Source organism: Thauera propionica, from assembly GCF_002245655.1.
In the GTDB taxonomy this organism is placed as follows: Bacteria; Pseudomonadota; Gammaproteobacteria; order Burkholderiales; family Rhodocyclaceae; genus Thauera; species Thauera propionica.
The window spans coordinates 21,383-43,275 of the sequence record NZ_NOIH01000013.1; the positions used below are offsets into that span (position 1 = coordinate 21,383).

Annotated in this window: 24 protein-coding genes; 14 read left to right on the top strand and 10 right to left on the bottom strand. The window is 66.3% G+C overall.

Translation table 11 applies throughout. The annotated features are described in order from the left end of the window. Positions 1-7: 7 nt before the first annotated feature. The 10 genes from CGK74_RS11570 to CGK74_RS11615 form a co-directional block, all read right to left on the bottom strand. Positions 8-1,903, bottom strand: a complete 1,896-nt coding sequence (locus CGK74_RS11570; RefSeq protein ID WP_094268633.1) for a chemotaxis protein CheA — start codon at positions 1,901-1,903, stop codon at positions 8-10. A 91-nt stretch (positions 1,904-1,994) separates the two neighbouring features. Continuing rightward, complete coding sequence (gene cheZ, locus CGK74_RS11575; RefSeq protein WP_094268634.1) at positions 1,995-2,849, bottom strand: protein phosphatase CheZ; 855 nt, start codon at positions 2,847-2,849, stop codon at positions 1,995-1,997. Positions 2,850-2,879: 30 nt separating this feature from the next. Next, positions 2,880-3,275, bottom strand: a complete 396-nt coding sequence (gene cheY / locus CGK74_RS11580) for a chemotaxis response regulator CheY (RefSeq protein WP_094268635.1) — start codon at positions 3,273-3,275, stop codon at positions 2,880-2,882. 31 nt (positions 3,276-3,306) lie between these two features. After that, positions 3,307-4,263, bottom strand: coding sequence for a chemotaxis protein (locus tag CGK74_RS11585; protein WP_094268636.1), 957 nt, complete (start codon positions 4,261-4,263; stop codon positions 3,307-3,309). A gap of 9 nt (positions 4,264-4,272) precedes the next feature. Further along, the gene (locus tag CGK74_RS11590; RefSeq protein WP_094268637.1) at positions 4,273-5,244 is read right to left on the bottom strand and encodes a chemotaxis protein; all 972 of its coding nucleotides are present in this window, start codon (positions 5,242-5,244) and stop codon (positions 4,273-4,275) included. A gap of 93 nt (positions 5,245-5,337) precedes the next feature. After that, positions 5,338-6,372, bottom strand: a complete 1,035-nt coding sequence (gene motB / locus CGK74_RS11595; protein ID WP_094268638.1) for a flagellar motor protein MotB — start codon at positions 6,370-6,372, stop codon at positions 5,338-5,340. Between the two features lie 43 nt (positions 6,373-6,415). Further along, a complete protein-coding gene (gene motA, locus CGK74_RS11600) occupies positions 6,416-7,270 on the bottom strand; it encodes a flagellar motor stator protein MotA (RefSeq protein WP_094268639.1) in 855 nt (284 codons plus the stop codon). 206 nt (positions 7,271-7,476) lie between these two features. After that, positions 7,477-8,043 carry a flagellar transcriptional regulator FlhC gene (gene flhC / locus CGK74_RS11605; protein ID WP_094268640.1) on the bottom strand — a complete coding sequence of 189 codons (567 nt, stop codon included), beginning with the start codon at positions 8,041-8,043 and terminating at the stop codon, positions 7,477-7,479. Between the two features lie 10 nt (positions 8,044-8,053). Beyond that, positions 8,054-8,371, bottom strand: a complete 318-nt coding sequence (flhD, locus tag CGK74_RS11610; RefSeq protein ID WP_094268641.1) for a flagellar transcriptional regulator FlhD — start codon at positions 8,369-8,371, stop codon at positions 8,054-8,056. A 135-nt stretch (positions 8,372-8,506) separates the two neighbouring features. Continuing rightward, positions 8,507-10,468: a GGDEF domain-containing response regulator gene (locus CGK74_RS11615; RefSeq protein WP_094268642.1), complete on the bottom strand. Its 1,962-nt coding sequence runs from the start codon at positions 10,466-10,468 to the stop codon at positions 8,507-8,509. A gap of 196 nt (positions 10,469-10,664) precedes the next feature. Here CGK74_RS11615 and CGK74_RS11620 point away from each other — a divergent pair, with 196 nt between their 5' ends. The 14 genes from CGK74_RS11620 (at position 10,665) to CGK74_RS11685 (ending at position 21,842) form a co-directional block, all read left to right on the top strand. Next, entirely contained in the window at positions 10,665-11,225 is a 561-nt protein-coding gene (locus CGK74_RS11620) for an NUDIX hydrolase (protein WP_094268643.1), read from the top strand. Positions 11,226-11,301: 76 nt separating this feature from the next. Beyond that, the gene (rsxA, locus tag CGK74_RS11625; protein ID WP_094268644.1) at positions 11,302-11,886 is read left to right on the top strand and encodes an electron transport complex subunit RsxA; all 585 of its coding nucleotides are present in this window, start codon (positions 11,302-11,304) and stop codon (positions 11,884-11,886) included. A gap of 48 nt (positions 11,887-11,934) precedes the next feature. Beyond that, the gene (rsxB, locus tag CGK74_RS11630; RefSeq protein WP_094268645.1) at positions 11,935-12,486 is read left to right on the top strand and encodes an electron transport complex subunit RsxB; all 552 of its coding nucleotides are present in this window, start codon (positions 11,935-11,937) and stop codon (positions 12,484-12,486) included. Next, positions 12,483-14,204: an electron transport complex subunit RsxC gene (gene rsxC, locus CGK74_RS11635; protein WP_094268646.1), complete on the top strand. Its 1,722-nt coding sequence runs from the start codon at positions 12,483-12,485 to the stop codon at positions 14,202-14,204. Before rsxB ends, rsxC begins: the two co-directional genes overlap by 4 nt. A gap of 4 nt (positions 14,205-14,208) precedes the next feature. Further along, positions 14,209-15,219 carry an RnfABCDGE type electron transport complex subunit D gene (locus CGK74_RS11640; protein ID WP_094268647.1) on the top strand — a complete coding sequence of 337 codons (1,011 nt, stop codon included), beginning with the start codon at positions 14,209-14,211 and terminating at the stop codon, positions 15,217-15,219. After that, entirely contained in the window at positions 15,216-15,890 is a 675-nt protein-coding gene (locus tag CGK74_RS11645; protein WP_094268648.1) for an RnfABCDGE type electron transport complex subunit G, read from the top strand. Before CGK74_RS11640 ends, CGK74_RS11645 begins: the two co-directional genes overlap by 4 nt. Beyond that, a complete protein-coding gene (gene rsxE, locus CGK74_RS11650) occupies positions 15,887-16,594 on the top strand; it encodes an electron transport complex subunit RsxE (protein ID WP_094268649.1) in 708 nt (235 codons plus the stop codon). The genes CGK74_RS11645 and rsxE overlap by 4 nt, the downstream gene beginning before the upstream one ends. Before the next feature lie 13 nt (positions 16,595-16,607). Then, positions 16,608-17,240 carry an endonuclease III gene (gene nth / locus CGK74_RS11655; RefSeq protein ID WP_094268650.1) on the top strand — a complete coding sequence of 211 codons (633 nt, stop codon included), beginning with the start codon at positions 16,608-16,610 and terminating at the stop codon, positions 17,238-17,240. Between the two features lie 43 nt (positions 17,241-17,283). Continuing rightward, complete coding sequence (locus tag CGK74_RS11660; protein ID WP_094268651.1) at positions 17,284-17,715, top strand: DUF1841 family protein; 432 nt, start codon at positions 17,284-17,286, stop codon at positions 17,713-17,715. Positions 17,716-17,806: 91 nt separating this feature from the next. Continuing rightward, a complete protein-coding gene (locus tag CGK74_RS11665) occupies positions 17,807-18,142 on the top strand; it encodes a PepSY domain-containing protein (protein WP_048704908.1) in 336 nt (111 codons plus the stop codon). Positions 18,143-18,145: 3 nt separating this feature from the next. Beyond that, positions 18,146-18,805, top strand: coding sequence for a response regulator transcription factor (locus CGK74_RS11670; RefSeq protein WP_094268652.1), 660 nt, complete (start codon positions 18,146-18,148; stop codon positions 18,803-18,805). 19 nt (positions 18,806-18,824) lie between these two features. Beyond that, on the top strand, positions 18,825-20,156 hold the full coding sequence (locus CGK74_RS11675; protein ID WP_165770076.1) for a sensor histidine kinase: 1,332 nt from the start codon (positions 18,825-18,827) through the stop codon (positions 20,154-20,156). Positions 20,157-20,273: 117 nt separating this feature from the next. Beyond that, a complete protein-coding gene (locus tag CGK74_RS11680) occupies positions 20,274-21,401 on the top strand; it encodes an aminotransferase class V-fold PLP-dependent enzyme (RefSeq protein ID WP_094268653.1) in 1,128 nt (375 codons plus the stop codon). Between the two features lie 135 nt (positions 21,402-21,536). Further along, a complete protein-coding gene (locus CGK74_RS11685; protein WP_094268726.1) occupies positions 21,537-21,842 on the top strand; it encodes a PepSY domain-containing protein in 306 nt (101 codons plus the stop codon). Positions 21,843-21,893: the final 51 nt, after the last annotated feature.

Below are 21,893 nucleotides of genomic sequence, written 5' to 3' on the forward strand. Positions count from 1 at the left end.
CGGGGACTCAGGCTGCGGTGAGTTGCGGCACCTTGCGCATCAGGGCCGAACGCCCCACGCCGCGCTGCTCGCCAGCAGCGGTCAGCAGTTCCTTCATGTCGAGGATCAGGACGATCTGGCCGTTCGACAGCGTCGTCACCCCGGCGACGCCCTTCGGGCGGAAGTCGTCGAGCGACTTGATCACGGCGTCCTCGCGCCCCGCGAAGCTGTCGATCGCCAGGATGAACGACAGCTCGGCCGCCTGCATCAGCACACCGTACTGCGGCACCCGCTCCTGCGGCCAGCCGATCAGCGAAGCGAGCGGCAGGATCTGCAGCACTTCACCACGCACGACCATGGTCGCCTTCGCGCCCACGTCCTGGATGTTCGCCGGATCGATCGGCAGGATCTCGCGCACCATCGACAGCGGCACGGCGAACGGCTGATCGCCCAGGCGGACCAGCAGCACCGGCAGGATCGCCAGCGTCAGCGGCAGGTTGATGATGAAGGTCGTGCCCTTGCCCAGTTGCGAACGGATCTCGATCGAGCCGTTGAGCTTCTGGATGTTGGTGCGAACAACGTCCATGCCCACGCCACGGCCGGAAACGTCGGACACCTGTTCGGCGGTCGAGAAACCGGGCAGGAAGACCAGGTTGTAGCTCTGGCGCTCGTCCATCGTGCTCGCTTCCTCATCGGTGATGAGGCCCTTCGCAAGCGCCTTGGCACGCAGGCGTTCGGCATCCATGCCACGCCCATCGTCGGCCACGAGGATGACGATGTGGTCGCCCTCCTGACGCGCCTCGAGGCGGACATTGGATTTCTCCGGCTTGCCCGCCGCGATACGGCCGGCACGGTCCTCGACACCGTGATCCACGGCGTTGCGGATCAGGTGGATGATGGGATCGGCGAGATCCTCGATCATCGTCTTGTCGATCTCGGTCTCCTCGCCCACCAGGACGAGTTCGACATCCTTGCCGAGGTTGCGCGCAAGATCGCGCGCGATGCGCGGGTACTTCTGGAACAGCCGGCCGACCGGTTGCATGCGGGTCTTCATCACCGCGTTCTGCAGGTCGGACACCAGCAGGTCGAGCTGGCTCACCGCCAGATCGAGCGCATGCAGGGTCTCGGTATCGTTACGGCCACTGAGGATGTCACTGCGCAACGCATTCAGGCGGTTCTTGGTCAGGCCGATCTCGCCCGACAGGTTCAGGACCTGGTCCAGGCGCGCGGTGTCAACGCGGATCGAGTTGTCGCGCTGGCGTTCCGTCTCGCGCCGGCCGGTCGGCCCGGATGTACCCGGCTTGTCGGTCGCACGACGACCGATCGCCGCCTTGATGATCGCCTCGGGTGACTCGGCAGGAGGCTGCACTGCGGGCAGGGTCTGCGCCGGCGTTGAAGCAGTGGCCTTGGCCTGCACCACGGTCTTGCCGGTCACAGCCGAGTAGAGCACGTCCCAGTCAGGTTCGCCCGGCTTCGGGATTGCCACGGGGGCGGTGTTCGCTGCCGGTGCATCGGCATGCAGCGACACGTGTTCGCCGGCCAGTGTGGCCTTGAGCGCGTCGATCAGCGCGGGATCCGCCGCGGGGGGTTGGGTCCCGTGCTCGAGGTGACCGAACATGTCACGCACGGCCGAGGTCGCCGCCAGGATGACGTCCATCGTTTCCGGCGTCACCGACAGCTCGCTGTTGCGCAGCTTGTCGAACAGGTTCTCGGTGAGATGGCACACGTTGACCAGTTCGGTCGCGTTCAGGAATCCCGCCCCGCCCTTGATCGTGTGGAAACCGCGGAAGATGTCGTTGAGCAGGCCGACGTCGTCGGGCGAGCGCTCGAGATCGACCAGCTTGTTGTCCACCCCCGACAGAAGGTCCCCGGCCTCGATCAGGAAGTCCTGAAGCAGGTCCTCCATTCCGGAAAAATCACTCATGGCTGTTTGGCTCCAATCTCTCATCAGGGGGTGTCACCGGACTTCGCCGCGAGCACCCGTCAAGGTCAGGACGTCAGGATCGCGACGCGGCTCAGAACCCGAGGCTCTCGAGCAGATCGTCCACCTGAGCCTGCGTGGTCACGACGTCGGGTCGCTTGCCGTCGATGACCGGACCATTCATCAGGCTGCTCTTGCGTTCCAGCTTCACCGTCGGCGGCGCCGTCTCGAGCAGTACCTGAAGCAACTGACTCTCCAGGGTCTGCGCGAGATCGACCACGCGCTTGATGACCTGCCCGGTCAGATCCTGGAAATCCTGCGCCATCATGATTTCCAGCAGCTGGGCATTGGTCGCGCGGCTGTTGTTATCGACCGTGCCGAGGAAATCGCGCGTCTCAACGCTGAGTTGGCGGAACTCGTCCGGCGACAGCTGCCCTGCGAACAGCTGGTCCCAGCGACCACGGAGGGCGCCGGCGCCGTTCTGCAGGCCGTCCTGCAGCGGACGGGCGATGTCGGTCGCGTTGAGCACGCGGCTGGCCGCCTGCTCAGTCATCTGGGCGATGTAGTCGAGCCGCTGGCGCGCGTCGGGCATCGCCTCGGCAAAGTCCTGCAGCGCTTCGTTGAGCCCCAGCTCGCGCAGCGCGTCATGCAATTGTCGTGTCATCTGACCAAGGCGGTTGAATACGGCCTCGCCCTCCGCAGGCGCAGCTGCGGGCGCGTCTGTCGGCGCCGAAACGGACGCGGCAGCGCCCGTTTCTTCGGCCACGGCGTCGAACAAGGCCTGCAATTCATCGTTGTCCCCCGACCCGTCGGCAGACGGCGCTGCGACGGTGGGAGCAGGTTTTGCTGCGGGCGTCGGAACGGCCGCGGGCTCGGATGCAATGCTGTCGAACAGCGCCTGCAGGTCGTCCGAGTCGCCCGATTCGTCGATTTTTGCCCTTTTGCTCATGTCAGGCTCCAGCTATGGACTCGCCGCCGCTCAGGCGGGGCGCCCCATCTTCTCGAAGATCTTCTGCAGTTTTTCCGACAACGTGGCCGCCGTGAAAGGCTTGACCACGTAGCCGCTCGCGCCCGCCTGTGCCGCAGCGATGATGTTCTCCTTCTTCGCCTCGGCGGTGATCATCAGTACCGGCAGGTGCTTCAACTGCGGCGAGCTGCGGATCGTCTGCAACAGGGTCAGGCCGTCCATGTTCGGCATGTTCCAGTCGGTGACGACGAAATCGAACTGCCCGCTGTTGAGCTTCTGCAGCGCAATCGCGCCGTCCTCGGCTTCATCCACGTTCGTGAAACCCAGCTCCTTGAGCAGGTTGCGAACGATGCGCCGCATGGTTGAGAAGTCATCGACAACGAGGAATTTCAGTTTGGGGTCGGACATTGTGTTCTCCAGATTGGGCGGTACGCACCGCTCAGGCGGCCCGTTGCGCCCTTTCGAGCATCGGCCGCAGGGTGTCGGCGAGTACGTCGGCGTCGAATTTTGCCACGTACGCATCCACACCCACACGCTTGCCCATCGCGCGGTTCGCCTCGGACGACAGCGACGAGTGCATGACGACCGGAATGTTCTCGAAACGCGGGTCGGCCTTGATGTTGCGCGTAAGCACGTAGCCGTCCATCTCCGGCATCTCCGCATCAACCATGATCAGGTCGATCTCCTCGGTGAGGTCGCGCCCGACCAGATCGCAGTGATCGGCGATGCTGATGAGCCGGGTCCAGGCTTCCATGCCGTTGACCGCGTGCTTATGGCGCACGCCGAGCTTGTCCAGCACCTCGGTAATCTTGCGCCGGGCAACGCCCGAGTCGTCGACGAAGAAGACATTGACTTCGTGACCGTTGTGCAGCGGCGCGATGTTGCCGACGACGGCATCACCGAAGGTGTTCGCCATGATCGTCTCCACGTCGAGGATGGAGACCAGGCGCCCGTCCGGCAACTCGGTGATTGCGGTGATGTAATTCTGCGTGCCGGCCGACACGTTGTCGGGCGTGCGCACCTTGTCCCAGTCTACGCGGATGATGCGATCGACTTCCTGCACGAGGAAGCCCAGCGTGCGCTTGCTGTACTCGGTCACCATCATCGAGCCACCGAGCGGCATGCCCGGCTCGGATATGCCGAGGATGCTCGACAACGACAGGACGGGGATCACGTTGCCGCGCAGTGAAATCAAGCCTTCCACGCCACGCGGCATGTTGGGCGTGCGCGTGATGAAGGGCGTCGTGCACACTTCGCGCACCTTGAACACGTTGATGCCGAAGTTTTCCGTGGTACCGAGCGAGAACAGCAGGATCTCCATGCAGTTCGAGCCGGCAAGCATCGTGCGGCTGTCGACCGACTCGAGCAGGGCGTTGTCCTTTTCAGCTTTCAACATGGTGCATCCTCACTTCGTATCGCTGTTATGGCCGCGCTCGGCCAGCAGCCGGGCCAGGGTCTGGGCCAGGCGCTGCGGTTCGAACTTGGGCACGTATTCGTCCACACCGACCGACATCCCGAGCTGCTGGTTCGACATGCCCGACAGCGACGAGTGCATCAGGACCGGAACGCCCGCGAAACGCCGGTCGGACTTGATCTGCTTGGTCAGGATGTAGCCGTCCATCTCCGGCATCTCGACGTCGGTCAGCACAAGACTGACCAGATCGGTGACCTTGCGCCCCGTGGCGTCGGCATGTGCGGCAACCTTCTTGAGCTCTTCCCACGCCTGGCGGCCGTTCACCGAGCCGACGTAGCGCACCCCCATCGCATCGAGCGTCTGGGAAATCTGGCGGCGAGCGACCGAGGAATCGTCGGCGAAGAACACCACGTGTTCATCCGCATCGGGCAGGCGTTCGATGTCCTTGAAGATGAAGTCGTCGTCGTAGTTGGTCGTCTCGGACAACACCTTCTCGACATCGAGCATCATGACGAGCTTCTTGTCGGCAAGCTCGGTCACCGCGGTGACGAGACCGCCAAGGTTGGCCGTCAGCATCTCGGGCGGCACGCGCATCTGCGACCAGTCCAGGCGCAGGATGGTGTCGACCGCCTCGACCAGGAAGCCCTGGGTGTGGCCGTTGTACTCGGTGACGATCATTATGTCGCGCGGCGTCTCGACGCCGATACCGACGTAGCGCGCCAGGTCGACCACCGGCACCAGCACCCCGCGCAGACTGACCATACCCTCGACCGAGGCCGGCATCTCGGGCGCAGCCGTGATCTTGGGCGTACGCATCACCTCGCGCACCTTGAAGACGTTGATGCCGAAGGTTTCGCGGCGGCCCGTGCGCTGGTCCACGCCGAGCGTGAAGAGCAGAATCTCGAGCTTGTTGGTGCCCGCAAGCCGGGTACGGGCATCGATATTCTTGAGCAGATCGGACATTTTTTCCCCCGCCTCCGGCGGTCATTGCGGGTCGCGAAAGCGACCTCCTGTTTCACACATAACGGCCCGCCCGAAGCGGACTTGAGCCGAAAATCAACGCAGCGGCGCCGGACGACCGAGGGGCTGTGCGCCCATGGCACCGGCACCGCTTCCGGATGTCAGGCCGCCCTGAATGCGGTCGCCGATATCCACGCTTTCATCCCCGCCACGCACGTCAACGCCCGTCGTGCTGGACGCGCCACGCAAGGCCTCTTCCGTCGTCTTGTTGAGCACGATGATGCTGATCCGACGGTTGATCGGGTCGAACGGATCGTCCCGATTGAGCGGAATCGTGTCCGCAAGGCCGACCACGCGCACCATCTTCCCGGCCTCAAGCCCGCCAGCCACCAACTCCCGGCGCGACGCGTTGGCCCGGTTGGATGACAGTTCCCAGTTCGAGAAACCACGTTCGCCCCCGGCGTACTGCGAAGAATCCGTGTGACCAGAGAGACTGATCCGATTGTCGACATCATTCAGCGCCCGACCAATCTCGCGCAGCAGATCCCGCGTGTAGGGCCGCAGCTCGGCACTCGACGAAGTGAACATCGGCCGGTTCTGCTCATCCACAAGCTGTATTCGCAATCCCTCGGTCGTGATATCCATCAGGATCTGGTTCTTGAACTGCCGCAGCGATGCGTTCGCCTCGATGATCGCCTCGAGCCGTCCCTTGAGGTCGATCAGCCTTGAGCGCTCCCGGCGCTCGGCCAGTTGCTCGGCCGCGAGCTCGGCATCGGTCTTGCGCTTGCCACCCGCGGCATCGAGGTTGATGGCGCGAGAACTCGCCACATCGCCCCGCTTGACCTGCCCCACCGAGCGCGTCAGGTCTTCACCCCCGCCCTGCAGGATGCTCGAGCTGTCGCCCGTTCCCTCGCCCCCCTGCATCGCCACCTTGAGCGGATTCTGGAAGTAATCCGAGATCCCTTCGAGGTCGCCCTGTGCAGTGGAGCCCAATAGCCACATTAGCAGGAAGAAGGCCATCATCGCCGTGACGAAGTCGGCATAGGCAATCTTCCAGGCGCCGCCATGCGCGCCGCCACCGCCCTTCTTGATGCGTTTGACGACGATGGGCTGCTGGGTGTCGTCGCTCATGACGCCTCCCACTCAAGCCTGTCACTCGACTGCCTGCGCATCATCAACCCTTGCGGCTCTTGATTTCTTCTTCGAGCTCGACGAAGCCCGGACGATCCGTCGAATACAACACCTTGCGCCCGAACTCGATCGCCACCTGCGGTGCGTAGCCATTCATGCTCGCCAGCAGCACCACCTTCATCACCTGGTAGATCTTGCCGCTCTCCTCGACCTTCTGCTCGAGCTGGCTGGCAATCGGCGCAACGAAGCCGTAGGAAACCAGAATGCCGAGGAAGGTGCCGACGAGCGCGCCGCCGATCATCTTGCCGAGTACAGCCGGCGGCTGGCCGACCGAGCCCATCACGTTCACCACGCCCATCACCGCCACGACGATACCGAAGGCCGGCAAGGCGTCCGCCACCTTGGACACGATGTGGGGTGCCTGGTGCGCTTCGACGTGGTGCGTCTCGATCTCCATGTCCATCAGGTTCTCGATCTCGAACGCATTCAGGTTGCCGCCGACCATCATGCGCAAATAGTCGGTGAGGAACTCGACCGCGTGGTGGTCGGCCGTTACGCTCGGGTACTTGCCGAATATCGGGCTGGATTCGGGGTTCTCGATGTCGCCCTCGATCGACATCAGGCCTTCCTTGCGGACCTTCGCCAGAATCTCGTAAAGCAGGGCCAGCAGGTCAACATAGAGCGCCTTGTTATAGGGCGACCCCTTCAACACGGACGGCAGCGCCCCGATCGTGGCCTTGATCGCCTTGGGCCCGTTGCCCGCGACGAAGCCGCCAATCATCAGGCCGATGATCGCCAGGTACTCCATCGGAACCCACAAGGCGGCCAGACTGCCGTGCACCGCGTAGGTCCCCAGCGAGGCGGCAAGAATGATGACGTAGCCAATGATCAGAAACACCGGTCACTCCAGGTGGAATTTTGCTGCGGCAGAGCCTAACCGCAACCGTATCGACAGTTTCGTGATTTTTAACGTCTCTGTCCCGCAAAACTTGAATCGGTCGTGATCGGCGATGCACTTCCGCAAAGAAAAGGGCCGCCCGACGAATCGGGCGGCCCTGCCTGCCTTGGAGAACCCAGCGTTGCCGGATCGACTCCGCTGATCAATCAGGCCGTCGCCGCGGCCGACTTGCGACGCGTTGCCGGACGCGCCTGCGTGGTGCGGCGCGACTTGCCCGCACGCGAAGGCATGTTGCACAACCCGCAGACGTAGTCATGCGCCGGATCGTGTGCGTGCGCCACGAAGTGACCGCCGCAGGTCTTGCACGGCGTCATCTGCAGCAGGTCGGCATCGAAGAAGCGCACCAGTGTCCAGGCCCGCGTCAGGCTCAGCACCGGCTCCATGACGTTGCTTTCGATGTGGTCCAGGTACAGGTGGTAGGCCTTGATGATGGCATCCAGCCCCGCAATGCCCGCACGCTCGCAGTAGAAGCGGTGCAGCGCCATGAACAGCGACGAATGCACGTTCGGCTGCCAGGTCATGAACCAGTCGGTCGAGAACGGCAGCATGCCCTTGGGGGGCGAAACACCGCGGACTTCCTTGTAGATCTTCAGCAGCTTTTCGCGGCTGAGACGGGTTTCCACCTCGAGCATCTGCATGCGCGCGCCGAGTTGAACCATCTCGACCGCACGACGGATGTCGTCCGCCTCCTCGATCACACTCTTGTTCTTCATCTCTTGCTCCTCAGGCCGCCCCTTGTGCCGCCTTGCCCGCCGCGAGGATCGCGGCATGCAGACCCGCACTCGCCGCGTCGCGCCCCTCGCCGGCCATCAGGCGCGCAAGCTGGGCATCGTCGAAGCGGAAACAGGGCACCAGCATCTGGCTGCTGGCCATTCTCACGAGTTTGGCTGCGGTCATCGATTCGATCACGTCAGCCAGTTCGTCACCGATACCGAGGCGAAACAATGCCGTGGCCCGATCGCTGCGCAGCATCTGTTGCGCCAGCATCAGGTAGGCAAGATTCAGCTCGCGTATCTCGGTCTGAAAGTCGGGTCGGTCCATGTTTTTCCAATCCCTTTCAGGGACGAACGGCACCGAACTTAAAGTAAATCCTCAGTATCAGCAAGTTACAAAGTCACACTCTTGCGGATCTGGCACCCTCCGAACGTTGCCCGGGCGCAACAAAGCGGCCAGCTCTCAGGCCGTGGTCTGAACGACCTGCGCGCTCATCACGCAGTTGCGGCCCCGTTCCTTGGCGAGGAAGGCGCCGCGGTCGGCGAGCTTGATCAGAGCATCGGCGCTGGCCATCGACGGCTCGCGCATGGCGACGCCGACGCTGATCGTCAGCCTCACCCGCGGGCCACCCGTCTCGATCAGCATGCCGTGCGCTGCGTCGCGCAAGCGTTCTGCGCAGCCGAGCGCCGCTGACAGATCGGTGTCCGGGCAGATCACCAGGAACTCGTCGCCACCGGTGCGGCAGATGACGTCCTGCGCCCGCAAGGCGCCACGCAGCGTCGAAGAGATCTGACGCAGGGCAATATCGCCGACGTCGTGACCATGGGCATCGTTGATCTCCTTGAAGCCATCCAGATCGACGATCATCACCGACAGCGGGCGGCTGTGACGCGCGGCGGCCGCCCACTCCATCTGGATGCGGTCGATCGCGAAGCGGCGGTTCGGAATGCCGGTCAGCGCATCCGTCATCGCGGCCTCCTGCAGGCGCCGGTTCGAGATCGACAATTCGGCAGCGAAATGACGCAGTTCCTCACGCTCGCGCTCCAGCTCACGCTGCAGCATCACCGTGCGACGCCCGGCCTTCAGACGGACCGCAAGTGCCGCCGGCCGGATCGGCCTGAGGATGAAGTCATCCGCCCCCGCCGCGGCCGCCTCCTCGAGCAATGCGTCGTCGTCCGCATCGAGCAGCACCAGGATGTGCAGCGCGCGTCCGAAGCGTGTGGTGCGCAGCGCACGCACGAGCGGCGCTCCGCAATTCTCGCCGGACCAGTCGATCAGCAACAGGCGCGGCTGCACGTCGATGGCGCTCTCGATCGCCTGCGTGCAATCCGCCTGCTCGTGAACACTGAATCCGGACTCCTCGAGCAATGCCCGCATGCGCGCGCGCTCGGAGGCATCGGCGGCGACGATGAGCACCGGCATCTCGTCGCCCTGCCCGGTCGCGCCACCCTCCTTCGACGCCGTCGCGCCATTCTCCGGACTCGCAACCGCTTTCGATTCAGACTCTTCCGCTGCACACAGGGCGCCGAAGGCCGGTGCGCGCGCCGTGCCGATCTGCAGCAGCTTGCCCCAGTCGCCCCACTCGCGCGCGATGCGTTCGCACAGCGAGACGAAATCCCCGCGCGGCAGTCCCAGCCGACCCGATAGCCGCAACATGGCCGGCATCAATCGCGCCTGCTCCAACTCCGGCGCGAGGCAAAGCTGGGCGATCGCCCGCGACAACACCAGGCACTGCACGAGACCCGCCTCGCGCGAGCCCTCGGCAAAGTCCGCCTGTTCGGGACGCTCGAAACACAGCACCGGGTTCACCAGTTGCGACGGCACGCCCCAGTCGGCCAGCATCGCCGCACCGAGCTCGCAGTGGGTCATCGCAAAGGCCGTCTGCTCGAGATCGAGCTGACGCAACTGCGGCGAGCGCGCCGCTTCCTTCAGCAGACGAGAGAAGTCTGCGGGATAGAGGGTAGCGAGCGCGAGTTCGCCGACGCGCGCGAGCAACCCGAGGCTGAAGGCCTCGTCAGCCGGAACCACGCGCACCCGCTGAACCAGCGCCTGCATCGACAGTGCCATCAGCAGCGATGACGACCAGAAACGCCCGTAGTCGAAGCCCTCGCAGGCCCCCTTGCGGTAATTCGAGAGCAGCGAAAAGCCGAGCGCCATGGTCCTGACTGCGGGCAAGCCCAGCACCATCAAGGCCTCCTGAACCGACACCACGGCACGCCGGTTCTCCGCCACGAGGCCGTTGGCGGCCTTGATGAGCCGTCCGACAAAGGCTGGATCGCTCTTGATCACCCGCGCGAGCTCCGCCATCGACACGTCGGCGGTTTGTGTCAGGCGGATGATGGCAATCGCGACCCCCCTCGGCGATGGCAGGTCGCCCACAGCCTTGAGCTGCTCGAAACGCTTCATGTCGATCGGAGGGGGCATGGACGAACCGCGATGGCCACAGGGAAAACCGCAGGAGTGCGGGCGCTCAAGACTCTAGCCGCTCCGCTGCCGGATGTCAGCGGGGAAACGACAATTTTCGGGACTTTCCGCGAATCCCGTCACGCTCGGCGCCGACCCGCCGGCGACAGGGGAAAAACACGTAGAATTCCTGCGCTCCCCAACCTCGTGGCATCCCATGAATTTCTGCTCGAACTGCGGCGCCGCCGTCGAATTCCGCATCCCGGCCGGGGACAGCCTGCCACGCCATGTTTGCCGGCAGTGCGGAACGATCCACTACCAGAATCCCAAGCTGGTCGTTGGTGCGCTGGCCGAGTGGGAAGACCGCATCTTGCTGTGTCGCCGTGCGATCGAACCACGCCTCGGCTTCTGGACGCTGCCCGCCGGTTTCATGGAGAACGAGGAAACCACGGCACAGGCGGCCGCGCGGGAAACCGCCGAAGAGGCCTGCGCGCGCATCGAGGTCGGCGAGCTGTACACCCTGATCGACGTGCCGCACATCAGCCAAGTGCACCTGATCTATCGCGCCCGCCTGCTCGATCTCGACTTTCGCCCCGGCGAGGAGTCACTCGAGGTCGCGCTGCTCCGCGAGGACGAGATTCCGTGGGACGAGATCGCGTTCCGCACCATCGCCCTGAGCCTGCGCCACTACTTCGACGATCGCCGCCGCGGCCATTGGTCCTTCCACACCGCGAGCCTGCCGCCTCCGCCGGACTGGCCCATTCGCCCCGCGGCATAAGCCTATAAGCTCATCAGGGTTGAGAACCCCCTCTCCGCGGGCGATAATCCCCGGATTCTTCCCCGCCCGGCGGATCATGAGCAGCTACATCTTCGTCGTCATCGGCGCCGTTTTGGTGAACAACGTCGTCTTCGTCCGCATCCTGGGCCTGTGCCCTTTCATGGGCGTGTCGAAGAAGCTCGAGACCGCGATCGGCATGGGTGCGGCGACCACCTTCGTGCTCACGCTCGGCGCCGGGTCGAGCTACCTGATCGACCACTACCTGCTGCAGCCCTTCGACCTGGGCTACCTGCGCACGCTGTCCTTCATCGTCGTCATCGCGGCGATCGTGCAGATGACCGAACTCGTCATCCAGAAGACCAGCCCGCTGCTGCACCAGGTGCTGGGCATCTACCTGCCGCTGATCACCACCAATTGCGCCGTGCTGGGCGTGCCGCTGCTCAACGTCGGCATGAAGCACAATCTGCTCGAATCGCTGCTGTTCGGCTTCGGCTCGTCCGTCGGTTTCACGCTCGCGCTCGTGCTGTTCGCAGGCATCCGCGAGCGCCTTGAAGGCGCCGACGTACCGGCGCCGTTCCGCGGCACGGCGATCGCCATGATCACCGCTGGCCTGATGAGCCTGGCCTTCATGGGCTTTGCCGGCCTCGACCGCTTCCACTGAGGCAGGCGCCCACGCCCCTCTCGCCACGAACGAAGAAGATCACACGCAATGCTGACCGCCCTCCTCGTCATGACCGGCATCGCCCTCGTGCTCGGCGCGGCACTGGGCTACGCCGCCATCCGCTTCAGGGTGGAGGGCGACCCGCTGGTCGAGAAGATCGACGCCATCCTGCCGCAGACGCAATGCGGGCAATGCGGCTACCCGGGGTGCAAGCCCTACGCCGAGGCCATCGCCAAGGGCGAGGCCGAGATCAATCAGTGCCCGCCGGGCGGCGAGGAAGGCATCCGCAAGCTTGCCGACCTGCTCGGGCGCGAATTCAAGCCACTGTCCGAGGAACACGGCGTCGAGAAACCCAAGTCGGTTGCCGTCATCGACGAGCAGACCTGCATCGGCTGCACGCTCTGCATCCAGGCCTGCCCGGTCGACGCCATCGTCGGCGCTGCCAAGCAGATGCACACGGTGGTCGAGCCGCTGTGCACCGGCTGCGAGTTGTGCGTCGCACCCTGCCCGGTCGATTGCATCGCCATGGTGCCGGTCGCCGACACCGTGCAGACCTGGAAATGGAAGTACCCGGTGGTCGAAATCAGGAAAGCCGCATGATCACGCGCCTGTTCAAGTTCCACGGCGGCATCAAGCCCGACGCGCACAAGCACGAATCGGCCGGCGCCCCCATCCAGCGCGCCCCGCTGCCCTCCCGTCTGATCGTGCCGTTGCGCCAGAGCACCCGCGCCACGGCGCGCTGCATCGTCGAGGTCGGGCAGCAGGTACTGAAAGGGCAGCGCATCGGTGAACCGGAAGGCTTCCTCGGCACTGCGGTGCATGCGCCCACGTCGGGCACGGTCATCGATTTCGGTCGTTACACCATGGCCCACGCGTCGGGCTTGGAGACGCGCTGCGTCGTAATCCAACCCGACGGTGAGGACCGCTGGATCGAGCACGCCCCTTTCGACGCCGAGGCCGCGGGCCGTGAAGCCACGCTCGCATGGCTGCGCGACTGCGGTCTCGTCGGCCTGGGCGGCGCCACCTTCCCCAGCCACGTCAAGCTCGGCAAGGGCAGCGGGGTCGACACCCTGATCCTGAACGGTGCCGAATGCGAGCCCTGGATCACCTGCGACGACCGCCTGATGCGCGAGCGCGCCGACGGCATCCTGGCCGGCGCCCGCATCCTGTACCGCCTCATCGGCGCGCGCGAGCTCGTCATCGGCATCGAGGACAACAAGCCCGAGGCGATCGAGGCCATGCGCGCCGCAGCCCAGCGCGCGGGCGACGCGGTGCGCATCCAGCCGGTGCCCGCGCTCTATCCCGCCGGCGGCGAGAAGCAGCTCATCCGCGTGCTCACCGGCATCGAGATCCCCTACGGCAAGCTCGGTGCCGACTACGGCGTGCAGTGCTTCAACGTGGGCACCGCGCATGCGGTGTATCGCGCCATCGCGCACGGCGAGCCGCTGGTCAGCCGCATCGTCACGCTCACCGGCAACGTCGCCCGGCCCGGCAACTGGGAAGTGCTGATCGGCACCCCGATCGACGAACTGCTGCCGCTGGCCGAACCCCGGCCCGACACCAATCGCTACCTGATGGGCGGGCCGATGATGGGCTTCGCCCTGCCGCGGCTCGACGTGCCGGTGGTCAAGGGCAGCAACTGCATCATCTCGGCCTCGCCGACCCTGCTGCCCCCGCCGCCGCCCGAGCAGCCCTGCATCCGCTGCACCGAGTGCGCCAAGGCCTGCCCGGCCGAGCTGCAGCCCTTCGAACTGTACTGGTTCAGTCGCTCCAAGAACTTCGGCAAGGCGCAGGAATACCACCTGTTCGACTGCATCGAATGCGGCTGCTGCGCCTACGTCTGTCCGTCGCACATTCCGCTCGTCGACTACTACCGCTTCGCCAAGAGCGAGATCTGGGCGCGCGAGCGTGACAAGGCGGCCGCCGACCAGGCACGCGAGCGCTTCGAGTTCCGCAACTACCGCCAGGAACGCGAGAAGGAAGAAAAGGCCGCCAAGCTCGCGGCCAAGGCCGCCGAGACCCGCGCCAAGCTCAGCAGCGAGGCAGGCGAGCCTGCAGCAGGTGCCGCTGCTGCCCCGGCAGAGACAGAAGACCCGAAGAAGGCCCTGATCGCCGCCGCGCTGGCACGCGCGCAGGCGCAGAAGGCCGAATCCCAGCCGCGCAACACCGACAACCTGAGCCCCGAGACGCAGGCCGAGATTGCTCAGATCGAGGCACGGCGCAAAGCGCAGGCCGGCGACACCCCGCCGCCGGCAGATGGCGCAGTTGCCACGGACACGCCTGCGCCCGCCGAAACCGAAGGCTCACCCCGTCCCTGACCCAATGATCCATTCTCCCTACATCCGCAAACCGGCCAGCGTCCAGCGCGTGATGGGCCTGGTCCTGCTGGCGCTGATGCCGGGCGTCGCGGCCTATGCCTACAAGGTCGGCGCCGGCATCCTCGTCAATCTCGCCATCGCCACGCTGACAGCGATCGCGGCCGAGGCACTGGTGATGAGCCTGCGCAAGCGCCCGGTGGCCATTGCCGTCACCGACCTGTCCGCCGTCGTCACCGCCTGGCTGGTGGCGCTGTGCTTCCCGCCCATCGTGCCGTGGTGGCTGCTGGTGACGGCCGTACTGGTCGCCATCGTCGTCGCCAAGCACCTGTTCGGTGGGCTGGGCCAGAACCCCTTCAACCCGGCGATGGTCGCCTACTGCTCGATGATCGTCGCCTACCCGGCGCTGATGTCGCAGTGGCCGCCGGCCGGGGGGCTGAGCTTCGAGACCCAGCTCGGACTGATTCTGGGCGGCGCTCGCGACATCGACGGCATGACCGGCGCCACCGCGCTCGATGCGCTGCGCACCGGGCTGCGCAGCGGCACCGGCGGCGTGGATGCCGTGATGCAGGGCTCGGCCTTCGGCTTCCTCGGCGGGCGCGGCTGGGAGTGGATTTCGCTCGGCTACATCGCCGGCGGCGCCCTGTTGCTGCTGACCCGCACGATCACCTGGCACATGCCGGCCGCCTTCATCGGCGCCCTGGCGCTGATCTCCGGCCTGTTCTGGCTGGTCGATCCGGGCCGCTTCGCCTCGCCGCTGTTCCACCTCGCCAGCGGCGGCGCCATGCTGGCGGCCTTTTTCATCGTCACCGACCCGGTTTCCGGCGCGACGACCCCGCGCGGCAAACTCATCTTCGCCGCTGGCGTTGCGCTGATCGCGTGGCTGATCCGGACCTTCGGCGCCTATCCGGAAGGCATCGCCTTCGGCGTGCTGCTGATGAACCTGTGCGTGCCGCTGATCGACATGAAGACGCAGCCACGCGTGTTCGGTCACCGCGGACAGGGGAATTCGCGATGAGCGCACGTTACAGCGCCACGCGCACCTCGCTGCGCACGGCCAGCATCATGCTGGTGTTCACTGCGGTGTTCACCACCTTGATGGCCTCGACCTACACCTACACCCGACCGGCCATCGAGGCGTCGATGCAGGACGCGCAGATGCGCCTGATCGACGAGGTACTGCCGCCCGGAAGCTACGACAACGCCCTGCTCGACGACATGGTGCGCGTCGGCCCCACCCCGGCGATCGGCCTCGAAGACGGCGGCCGCATCTGGCGCGCGCGCAAGGGCGGCGAGCCCGTCGCCCTGATCGTCGAGACCGCTGCCTCCGACGGCTACGCCGGCCGCATCGCGATGGTGGTGGCGATCAACACCAACGGTCTGCTGTCGGGCGTGCGCGTCACCGCGCACAAGGAGACCCCCGGCCTGGGCGACTACATCGACCCCAAGAAGGATCGGCGCAAGGACATGCCCTGGATCGGCCAGTTCGCCGTCGCCACCTGGAAGGGCGTGAATACAGCCGAATGGACGGTGCGCAAGGATGGTGGCACCTTCGGCTACCGCACCGGCGCCACCATCAGCGCGCGCGCCGTCGTGCGCGCCGTCGGCCGTGCCACGGCGTGGGCGGTCGAACATCAGGACGCCCTGTTCTCCGCCCCTGCCGGCAGCACGCTCGGAGCGCAACCATGACCCCCCAGCAGTTCCGCGACATTTCATACAACGGCCTGTGGAAGCAGAATGCCGGACTCGCACAGTTGCTCGGCCTGTGCCCCATCCTCGCGATCAGCACCAGCATGGTCAACGCGGTCAGCCTCGGGCTCGCCACCATCCTGGTGATGGCGCTCGCCAACCTGGCGGTATCGGCGCTGCGCAACTTCATTCCCTACGAGATCCGCATCCCGGTCTTCATCCTGATCATCGCCGCACTGGTCACGGTGGTCGACCTCTCCTTCAACGCCTTCCTGCACGATCTGTACCTGGTGCTGGGCATCTTCATCCCGCTGATCGTCACCAACTGCATCGTGCTGGCCCGCGTCGAGGCCTACGCGGCCAAGAACGACCCGCTCACCTCCACCGTCGACGGCATCATGATGGGCATCGGCCTGGTGTGGGTGCTGGCGCTGCTGGGCGGCATTCGCGAGTTGCTCGGTGCGGGCACGCTGTTCTCGGGCATCGAGATGATTGTCCCCGGCCTGTCGGCGTGGAACGTCTTCGGCGACGACTACCCCGGCTTCCTGATCGCCATTCTGCCGCCGGGCGCCTTCTTCGCGCTTGGCTGCCTGATCGCGGCGTTCAACGCCATCAACGCCAATCTGGCAGCCCGCGCACGTCGCCGGCCGCCCACCGCACCGGCTGCCGAGACACCGCCGGCCGAGCCCGCAGCCACGAGCTGAACCAATGGCATCGATGAAGCGCGAGGCGATCCGCGAGTTCTTCCACCGCCTGCACGACGCCAACCCGAACCCGCAGACCGAGCTCGAATACGCCTCGCCCTTCCAGCTGCTGGTCGCGGTGGTGCTGTCAGCGCAGGCCACCGACCGTAGCGTCAACCTCGCCACGCGTAAGCTGTTCGCCGACGCACCGACGCCCGAGGCCATGGTGACGCTCGGCGAGGACGGCATCGCCGAACACATCAAGACCATCGGCCTGTTCCGCAACAAGGCCAGGAACACCCTGGCGCTATCGCGCCTGCTGCTCGAACGCCACGGCGGCGAAGTACCCGCCGAGCGCGAGGCGCTTGAGGCCCTGCCCGGCGTCGGCCGCAAGACGGCCAACGTCGTCCTGAATACCGTGTTCCGCCAGCCGGTGATGGCGGTCGACACCCATATCTTCCGCCTGTCGAACCGCACCGGCCTTGCCCCCGGCAAGGACGTGGTGGAAGTCGAGAAGGCGCTGATGCGCCGCGTACCCAAGGACTACCTGCTCGACGCCCACCACTGGCTGATCCTGCACGGACGCTACGTGTGCACCGCGCGCAGCCCGAAGTGCAGCCAGTGCAGCGTGCGCGACCTGTGCCTGTTCCGCGACAAGACCGACTGACCCCATCGCCCTCCGTCCCGGAGAGCCCCACCCTGGAGCCGACATGTTCAACCCCAGCCGCGACCAGGTCCGCAGCTTCTTCATCGAGACCTGGCGCAAGCATCGTGCGCGCGAAGTGCTGACGCCGATGGAGACGATCGCCGCCGACATCATCGGCCTGCACCCCGAATACCATGCCATCGTCGAGGACCCGGACGCGATCGACCGCGACTTCACGCCCGAGGACGGCGCCATCAACCCCTTCCTGCACCTGTCGCTGCACCTTGCGATCGAGGAGCAGTTGTCGATCAACCAGCCGCCGGGCATCCGCGCCGCCTTCGACGCCGCCTGCGAACGCCGCGGCGATCGCCACGCGGCCCTGCACGATGCGCTGGAATGCCTGGGCGAAACGCTGTTCAATGCTCAACGTAGCGGCGCCCAGCCCGACGGCCTGGCCTATGTCGGCTGCCTGAAGAAGAAGGCCGGTATCGGCTGACAGCCGTGTGGCGGCGTTCAGCTTCGGTTCAGGCAGCGTTGGCGATACTGCACGCGTCCCCAACGGACCCACGACAGTCAAGGAGCCCAGCATGAACATCCGCCCCGCCCTCACCGCCACCATCGCCGGTTTTGCCTTCGCCGTACTGGCCGCCACCACGCTGCAACCCGCCGTCGCCCACGCCTCGGACGACCGGGCCCGCACAAGCGAAGTCCGCCAGTTGCGCGAAAGCGGCAAGATCCTGCCGATGGAGGACATCCTCACCCGCAGCCGTGCCGCACAGCCCGGCCAGGTCGTCGAAGTCGAACTCGACCGCGAGGACGGTCGCTACGTCTACGAGGTCAAGATCATCGACGACACCGACAAGGTGCACAAGCTCGAGATCGACGCCGCCAGCGGCGAAGTCCTGAACCGCAAGGCGAAGTGAGCCATGCGCCTGCTGGTCGTCGAGGATGACTGCCAACTGAGCGAACGCCTGCGTGCGCGACTCGAGCAGGAGGGCTACGCCGTTGATGTTGCCACCGATGGCATCAACGGCGCCCATCTCGGCGCCAGCGAACCCTACGACGCTGCAGTGCTGGACCTCGGCCTGCCGGGCAAGCCGGGCCTGGAAGTGTTGAAGGACTGGCGCCTCGCCGGCAGCCGCCTGCCAGTCCTGATCCTGACCGCGCGCGACGGCTGGGCCGAGCGCGTCGAGGGACTGCAGGCCGGTGCCGACGACTACCTCGGCAAGCCTTTCCACGTCGAGGAGTTGCTCGCGCGGCTGCAGGCCCTGCTGCGCCGCACCGCAGCCACGCCGGCCGTGGAACTGCGCGCCGGCCCGTGGCGGCTGGACGAGGCGCGCCAGTGCCTGATCGGCGCTGACGCCCGCGAGCAGACACTCACCGCCACCGAGTTCCGGCTACTGCGCTACCTGATGCGCCACCCGGGCGAAGTACTGTCGAAGACGCAGCTCTACGAACACATCTACGACTACGGCGCCGAGCACGACAGCAACGTCATCGAGGTCTATGTGCGCCGCCTGCGCAGCCTCATCGGCGCCACGCATATCGAGACCCGGCGCGGCCAGGGCTATCTTTTCCATCCATGAACTGCCCGGCTGAAACAGCATGATGTCCCTGCGCAACCACCTGTCGTTCGCCATGGCGGCGGTACTGGTCGCCGCCGGCCTGCTGCTGGCGATCGCGCTGCAGGATTTCCCCCGCCGCCTCGTCGAGGACTACGTCGTGTCGCGCCTGCAGCACGACGCCGACCTGCTCTATGTGCGGGTGCTCGACGCCAGCGACCCGGAAGCCGCCGCCCAAGGCGCGGCCGGCACGGTCTACCAGCTGCCGTTGTCCGGCCACTATTTCCTCATCCGCATCGGCGAGGGCGCCTGGCTGCGCTCACGTTCGCTGTGGGACGAGGATCTCACCGTTCCTCTGCCCGACACACGCGGCGAAGCCGTCTTCCGCCTGGACGGCCCGGCGGGGCAGACCCTGCTCGGCTACGCAAAGCGCTTTCCCTCGGCCGAGGGCGGCATTCTCGTCGTCGTTACCGAAGACGTCGCCCGCCTCGACGCGGCCATCGCCAGCTTCCGCCAGCGCATGCTCATCGGCCTAGCCGTCGCGCTGCTCCTGTTGCTGGTGCTGCAGCGGCGCCTGCTGCTGCGCGGGCTGGCGCCGCTGCAGGACGCCGTTGCCGCATGCCGCCGCATCGAGCGCGGGGAGCCCACCGCGCTCGACAGCACCGCCCCGCGCGAAGTGCAGCCCATGCTCGACGCGGTCGACCGCCTCGCCCGCCATCACGCGCAACGCCTCGGCCGCATCCGCCATGCGGTCGGCAACCTGTCGCATGCGCTCAAGACCCCCCTCGCCGTGCTGCAGCACCGCGCCGACGAACTCGCCCAGCAGGGGCGGGGCGACCAGGCGCGCGCCATCCAGGCCCAGGTCGACACCATGCGAAGCACCGTCGAGCGCGAGCTGCGCCGCGCCCGGCTCGCCGGTGGTGGGCCGACCAGCGCGGGCTTCGACGCCCGCAAACAACTCGAGGCCCTGGGCCAGGCCCTGCGCCAGCTGCATGCCGACCACGCGCTCGACATCGTCCTCGAGGCGCCCGACCGCCACTACCCGCTCGACCGTGAGGACATGCTGGAGCTGTTCGGCAACCTGCTCGACAACGCCTGCAAGTGGGCACGCTCGCGCGTGGTGCTGCACCTAACCGACGAGACAGACTCTGCCGATGCGCTGGTCTGCACGATCGACGACGACGGCCCGGGCGTGCCGCCGGACATGATCGGGCGCCTCGGTACGGCCGGTTTGCGCAGCGACGAACAGCGTCCGGGCCACGGCATCGGACTGGTCATCGTCGGCGACATCGTCGCGCAGTACGGCGGCACCGTCGACTACGCGCCCTCGCCCTCGCTCGGCGGCCTGCGCGTGTCCGTGCGCCTGCCGCTGTAGGCGCCCACCCTCCTCGTTCAGCCGCTACAATCGTTCGTTCCTGCAGGCACATGCCTGCCCCGGAGCCGCACGGCGGCGTGATCCCGCGCCCGGCGGCCAACGAACCTGGAGGTGACCATGCCCGGACTGCTGCCCGACGTCGATCCCGATGGCCTGCTCGAATACTCGGTGGTGTTCACCGACCGCTCGCTGAACCACATGTCCAAGGCCTTCCAGGGCGTGATGCGCGACATCTCCGCCACGCTGAAGAAGGTCTACAACGCGCGCTCGGTCGCCATCGTGCCGGGCGGCGGCACCTTCGGCATGGAAGCCGTTGCACGCCAGTTCGCCACCGGCAGAAAGGCGCTGGTCATCCGCAACGGCTGGTTCAGCTTCCGCTGGACGCAGATCTTCGACATGGGCGGCATCCCGTCCGAATCCGTCGTGCTCAAGGCACGCCCGGTCGAACCCGGCCCGCAGGCCGCCTTCGCGCCGGCGCCGATCGACGAGGTCGTGGCCGCGATCCGCCAGCACCGCCCGAACGTGGTGTTCGCACCGCACGTCGAGACGTCGGCCGGCATGATCCTGCCCGACGACTACCTGCGCGCGGTCGGCGACGCGGTCCATGAAGTCGGCGGCCTGTTCGTGCTCGACTGCATCGCCTCCGGCGCCATCTGGGTCGACATGCAGGCCTGCGGCGTCGATATCCTCATCAGCGCACCGCAGAAGGGCTGGACGAGCTGGCCGTGCGCGGCAATGGTGATGATGAGCGCCGCGGCGCGCGAACGCATCGACGCCACCACCAGCACCAGCTTCGCCGCCGACCTGAAGAAGTGGCTGCAGATCATGGAGGCCTACGAGGCAGGCGGCCACGCCTACCACGCTACCATGCCAACCGACGCCCTGGCGCGACTGCGCAACGTGATGAAGGAAACGGAGGCCTACGGCTTCGACAAGGTCAAGGCCGAGCAGCAGGAACTCGGTCGCCGCGTGCGCGCGCTGCTGGAGTCCCGCGGCATCCGCAGCGTCGCCGCCGAAGGTTTCAAGGCGCCGGGCGTAGTCGTCAGCTACACCGAGGACGACGGCGTCAAGACCGGTGCCAAGTTCGCCGCCGCCGGCCTGCAGACCGCCGCCGGCGTGCCGCTGCAGTGCGACGAGCCGGCTGACTTCAAGACCTTCCGCATCGGGCTCTTCGGGCTCGACAAGCTGCACGCGATCGATCGCACCGTGGCGAATCTGGAGCGCGCGCTCGACACGCTCGGCTGAGCCCGGCAGCCCGATCAGGACGAATGCACGCGGGGTGCGACACCCCCGTCGCGTTCAGCGTGCATTCAGCTACCCCCACGCATGATGGCACCACGGTCGAACCAAGACCGCGGACACATCAAAGGAGAAGTCATCATGCGTGCCACCACCCTCATCGCCACCCTCGCCCTGACGGGCGGCATCCTCGGCGCCGGCGCCGCCTTCATGCCGGCCATGGCCCAGACCTCGGGCACCACCGCGACGACCCAGGCCAACTGGCTGACGATGCAGCAGGTTCAGACCAAGCTCGAAGCGGCCGGCTACCGCGACTTCGAGAAGATCGAGCGCGAGCGTGACAAGTACGAGGTCAAGGCCATCGATCCGCAGGGACAGCGTGTCGAACTCGACATCGACCCGGTGACGGGCGACGTCCTCAAGACGGAAGTCAAGCGCAGCAAGTAAGGCCCTGACGCGGGGGTGCCGGCAATGCCGGCACCCCCCTTTCACTTCGCA

What these genes read in the sequence shown, in the direction of transcription:
- cheY (WP_094268635.1), bottom strand. Translation starts at nt 3,275, where the DNA reads ATGTCCGACCCCAAACTGAAATTCCTCGTTGTCGATGACTTCTCAACC.
- CGK74_RS11660 (WP_094268651.1), top strand. Translation starts at nt 17,284, where the DNA reads ATGTTCAACCCCAGCCGCGACCAGGTCCGCAGCTTCTTCATCGAGACC.
- flhD (WP_094268641.1), bottom strand. Translation starts at nt 8,371, where the DNA reads ATGGACCGACCCGACTTTCAGACCGAGATACGCGAGCTGAATCTTGCC.
- nth (WP_094268650.1), top strand. Translation starts at nt 16,608, where the DNA reads ATGAAGCGCGAGGCGATCCGCGAGTTCTTCCACCGCCTGCACGACGCC.
- CGK74_RS11640 (WP_094268647.1), top strand. Translation starts at nt 14,209, where the DNA reads ATGATCCATTCTCCCTACATCCGCAAACCGGCCAGCGTCCAGCGCGTG.
- flhC (WP_094268640.1), bottom strand. Translation starts at nt 8,043, where the DNA reads ATGAAGAACAAGAGTGTGATCGAGGAGGCGGACGACATCCGTCGTGCG.
- CGK74_RS11680 (WP_094268653.1), top strand. Translation starts at nt 20,274, where the DNA reads ATGCCCGGACTGCTGCCCGACGTCGATCCCGATGGCCTGCTCGAATAC.
- rsxA (WP_094268644.1), top strand. Translation starts at nt 11,302, where the DNA reads ATGAGCAGCTACATCTTCGTCGTCATCGGCGCCGTTTTGGTGAACAAC.
- CGK74_RS11620 (WP_094268643.1), top strand. Translation starts at nt 10,665, where the DNA reads ATGAATTTCTGCTCGAACTGCGGCGCCGCCGTCGAATTCCGCATCCCG.
- CGK74_RS11665 (WP_048704908.1), top strand. Translation starts at nt 17,807, where the DNA reads ATGAACATCCGCCCCGCCCTCACCGCCACCATCGCCGGTTTTGCCTTC.
- CGK74_RS11670 (WP_094268652.1), top strand. Translation starts at nt 18,146, where the DNA reads ATGCGCCTGCTGGTCGTCGAGGATGACTGCCAACTGAGCGAACGCCTG.
- motB (WP_094268638.1), bottom strand. Translation starts at nt 6,372, where the DNA reads ATGAGCGACGACACCCAGCAGCCCATCGTCGTCAAACGCATCAAGAAG.
- rsxE (WP_094268649.1), top strand. Translation starts at nt 15,887, where the DNA reads ATGACCCCCCAGCAGTTCCGCGACATTTCATACAACGGCCTGTGGAAG.
- rsxC (WP_094268646.1), top strand. Translation starts at nt 12,483, where the DNA reads ATGATCACGCGCCTGTTCAAGTTCCACGGCGGCATCAAGCCCGACGCG.
- CGK74_RS11570 (WP_094268633.1), bottom strand. Translation starts at nt 1,903, where the DNA reads ATGAGTGATTTTTCCGGAATGGAGGACCTGCTTCAGGACTTCCTGATC.
- cheZ (WP_094268634.1), bottom strand. Translation starts at nt 2,849, where the DNA reads ATGAGCAAAAGGGCAAAAATCGACGAATCGGGCGACTCGGACGACCTG.
- CGK74_RS11645 (WP_094268648.1), top strand. Translation starts at nt 15,216, where the DNA reads ATGAGCGCACGTTACAGCGCCACGCGCACCTCGCTGCGCACGGCCAGC.
- CGK74_RS11590 (WP_094268637.1), bottom strand. Translation starts at nt 5,244, where the DNA reads ATGTCCGATCTGCTCAAGAATATCGATGCCCGTACCCGGCTTGCGGGC.
- rsxB (WP_094268645.1), top strand. Translation starts at nt 11,935, where the DNA reads ATGCTGACCGCCCTCCTCGTCATGACCGGCATCGCCCTCGTGCTCGGC.
- CGK74_RS11585 (WP_094268636.1), bottom strand. Translation starts at nt 4,263, where the DNA reads ATGTTGAAAGCTGAAAAGGACAACGCCCTGCTCGAGTCGGTCGACAGC.
- CGK74_RS11685 (WP_094268726.1), top strand. Translation starts at nt 21,537, where the DNA reads ATGCGTGCCACCACCCTCATCGCCACCCTCGCCCTGACGGGCGGCATC.
- CGK74_RS11615 (WP_094268642.1), bottom strand. Translation starts at nt 10,468, where the DNA reads ATGCCCCCTCCGATCGACATGAAGCGTTTCGAGCAGCTCAAGGCTGTG.
- CGK74_RS11675 (WP_165770076.1), top strand. Translation starts at nt 18,825, where the DNA reads ATGATGTCCCTGCGCAACCACCTGTCGTTCGCCATGGCGGCGGTACTG.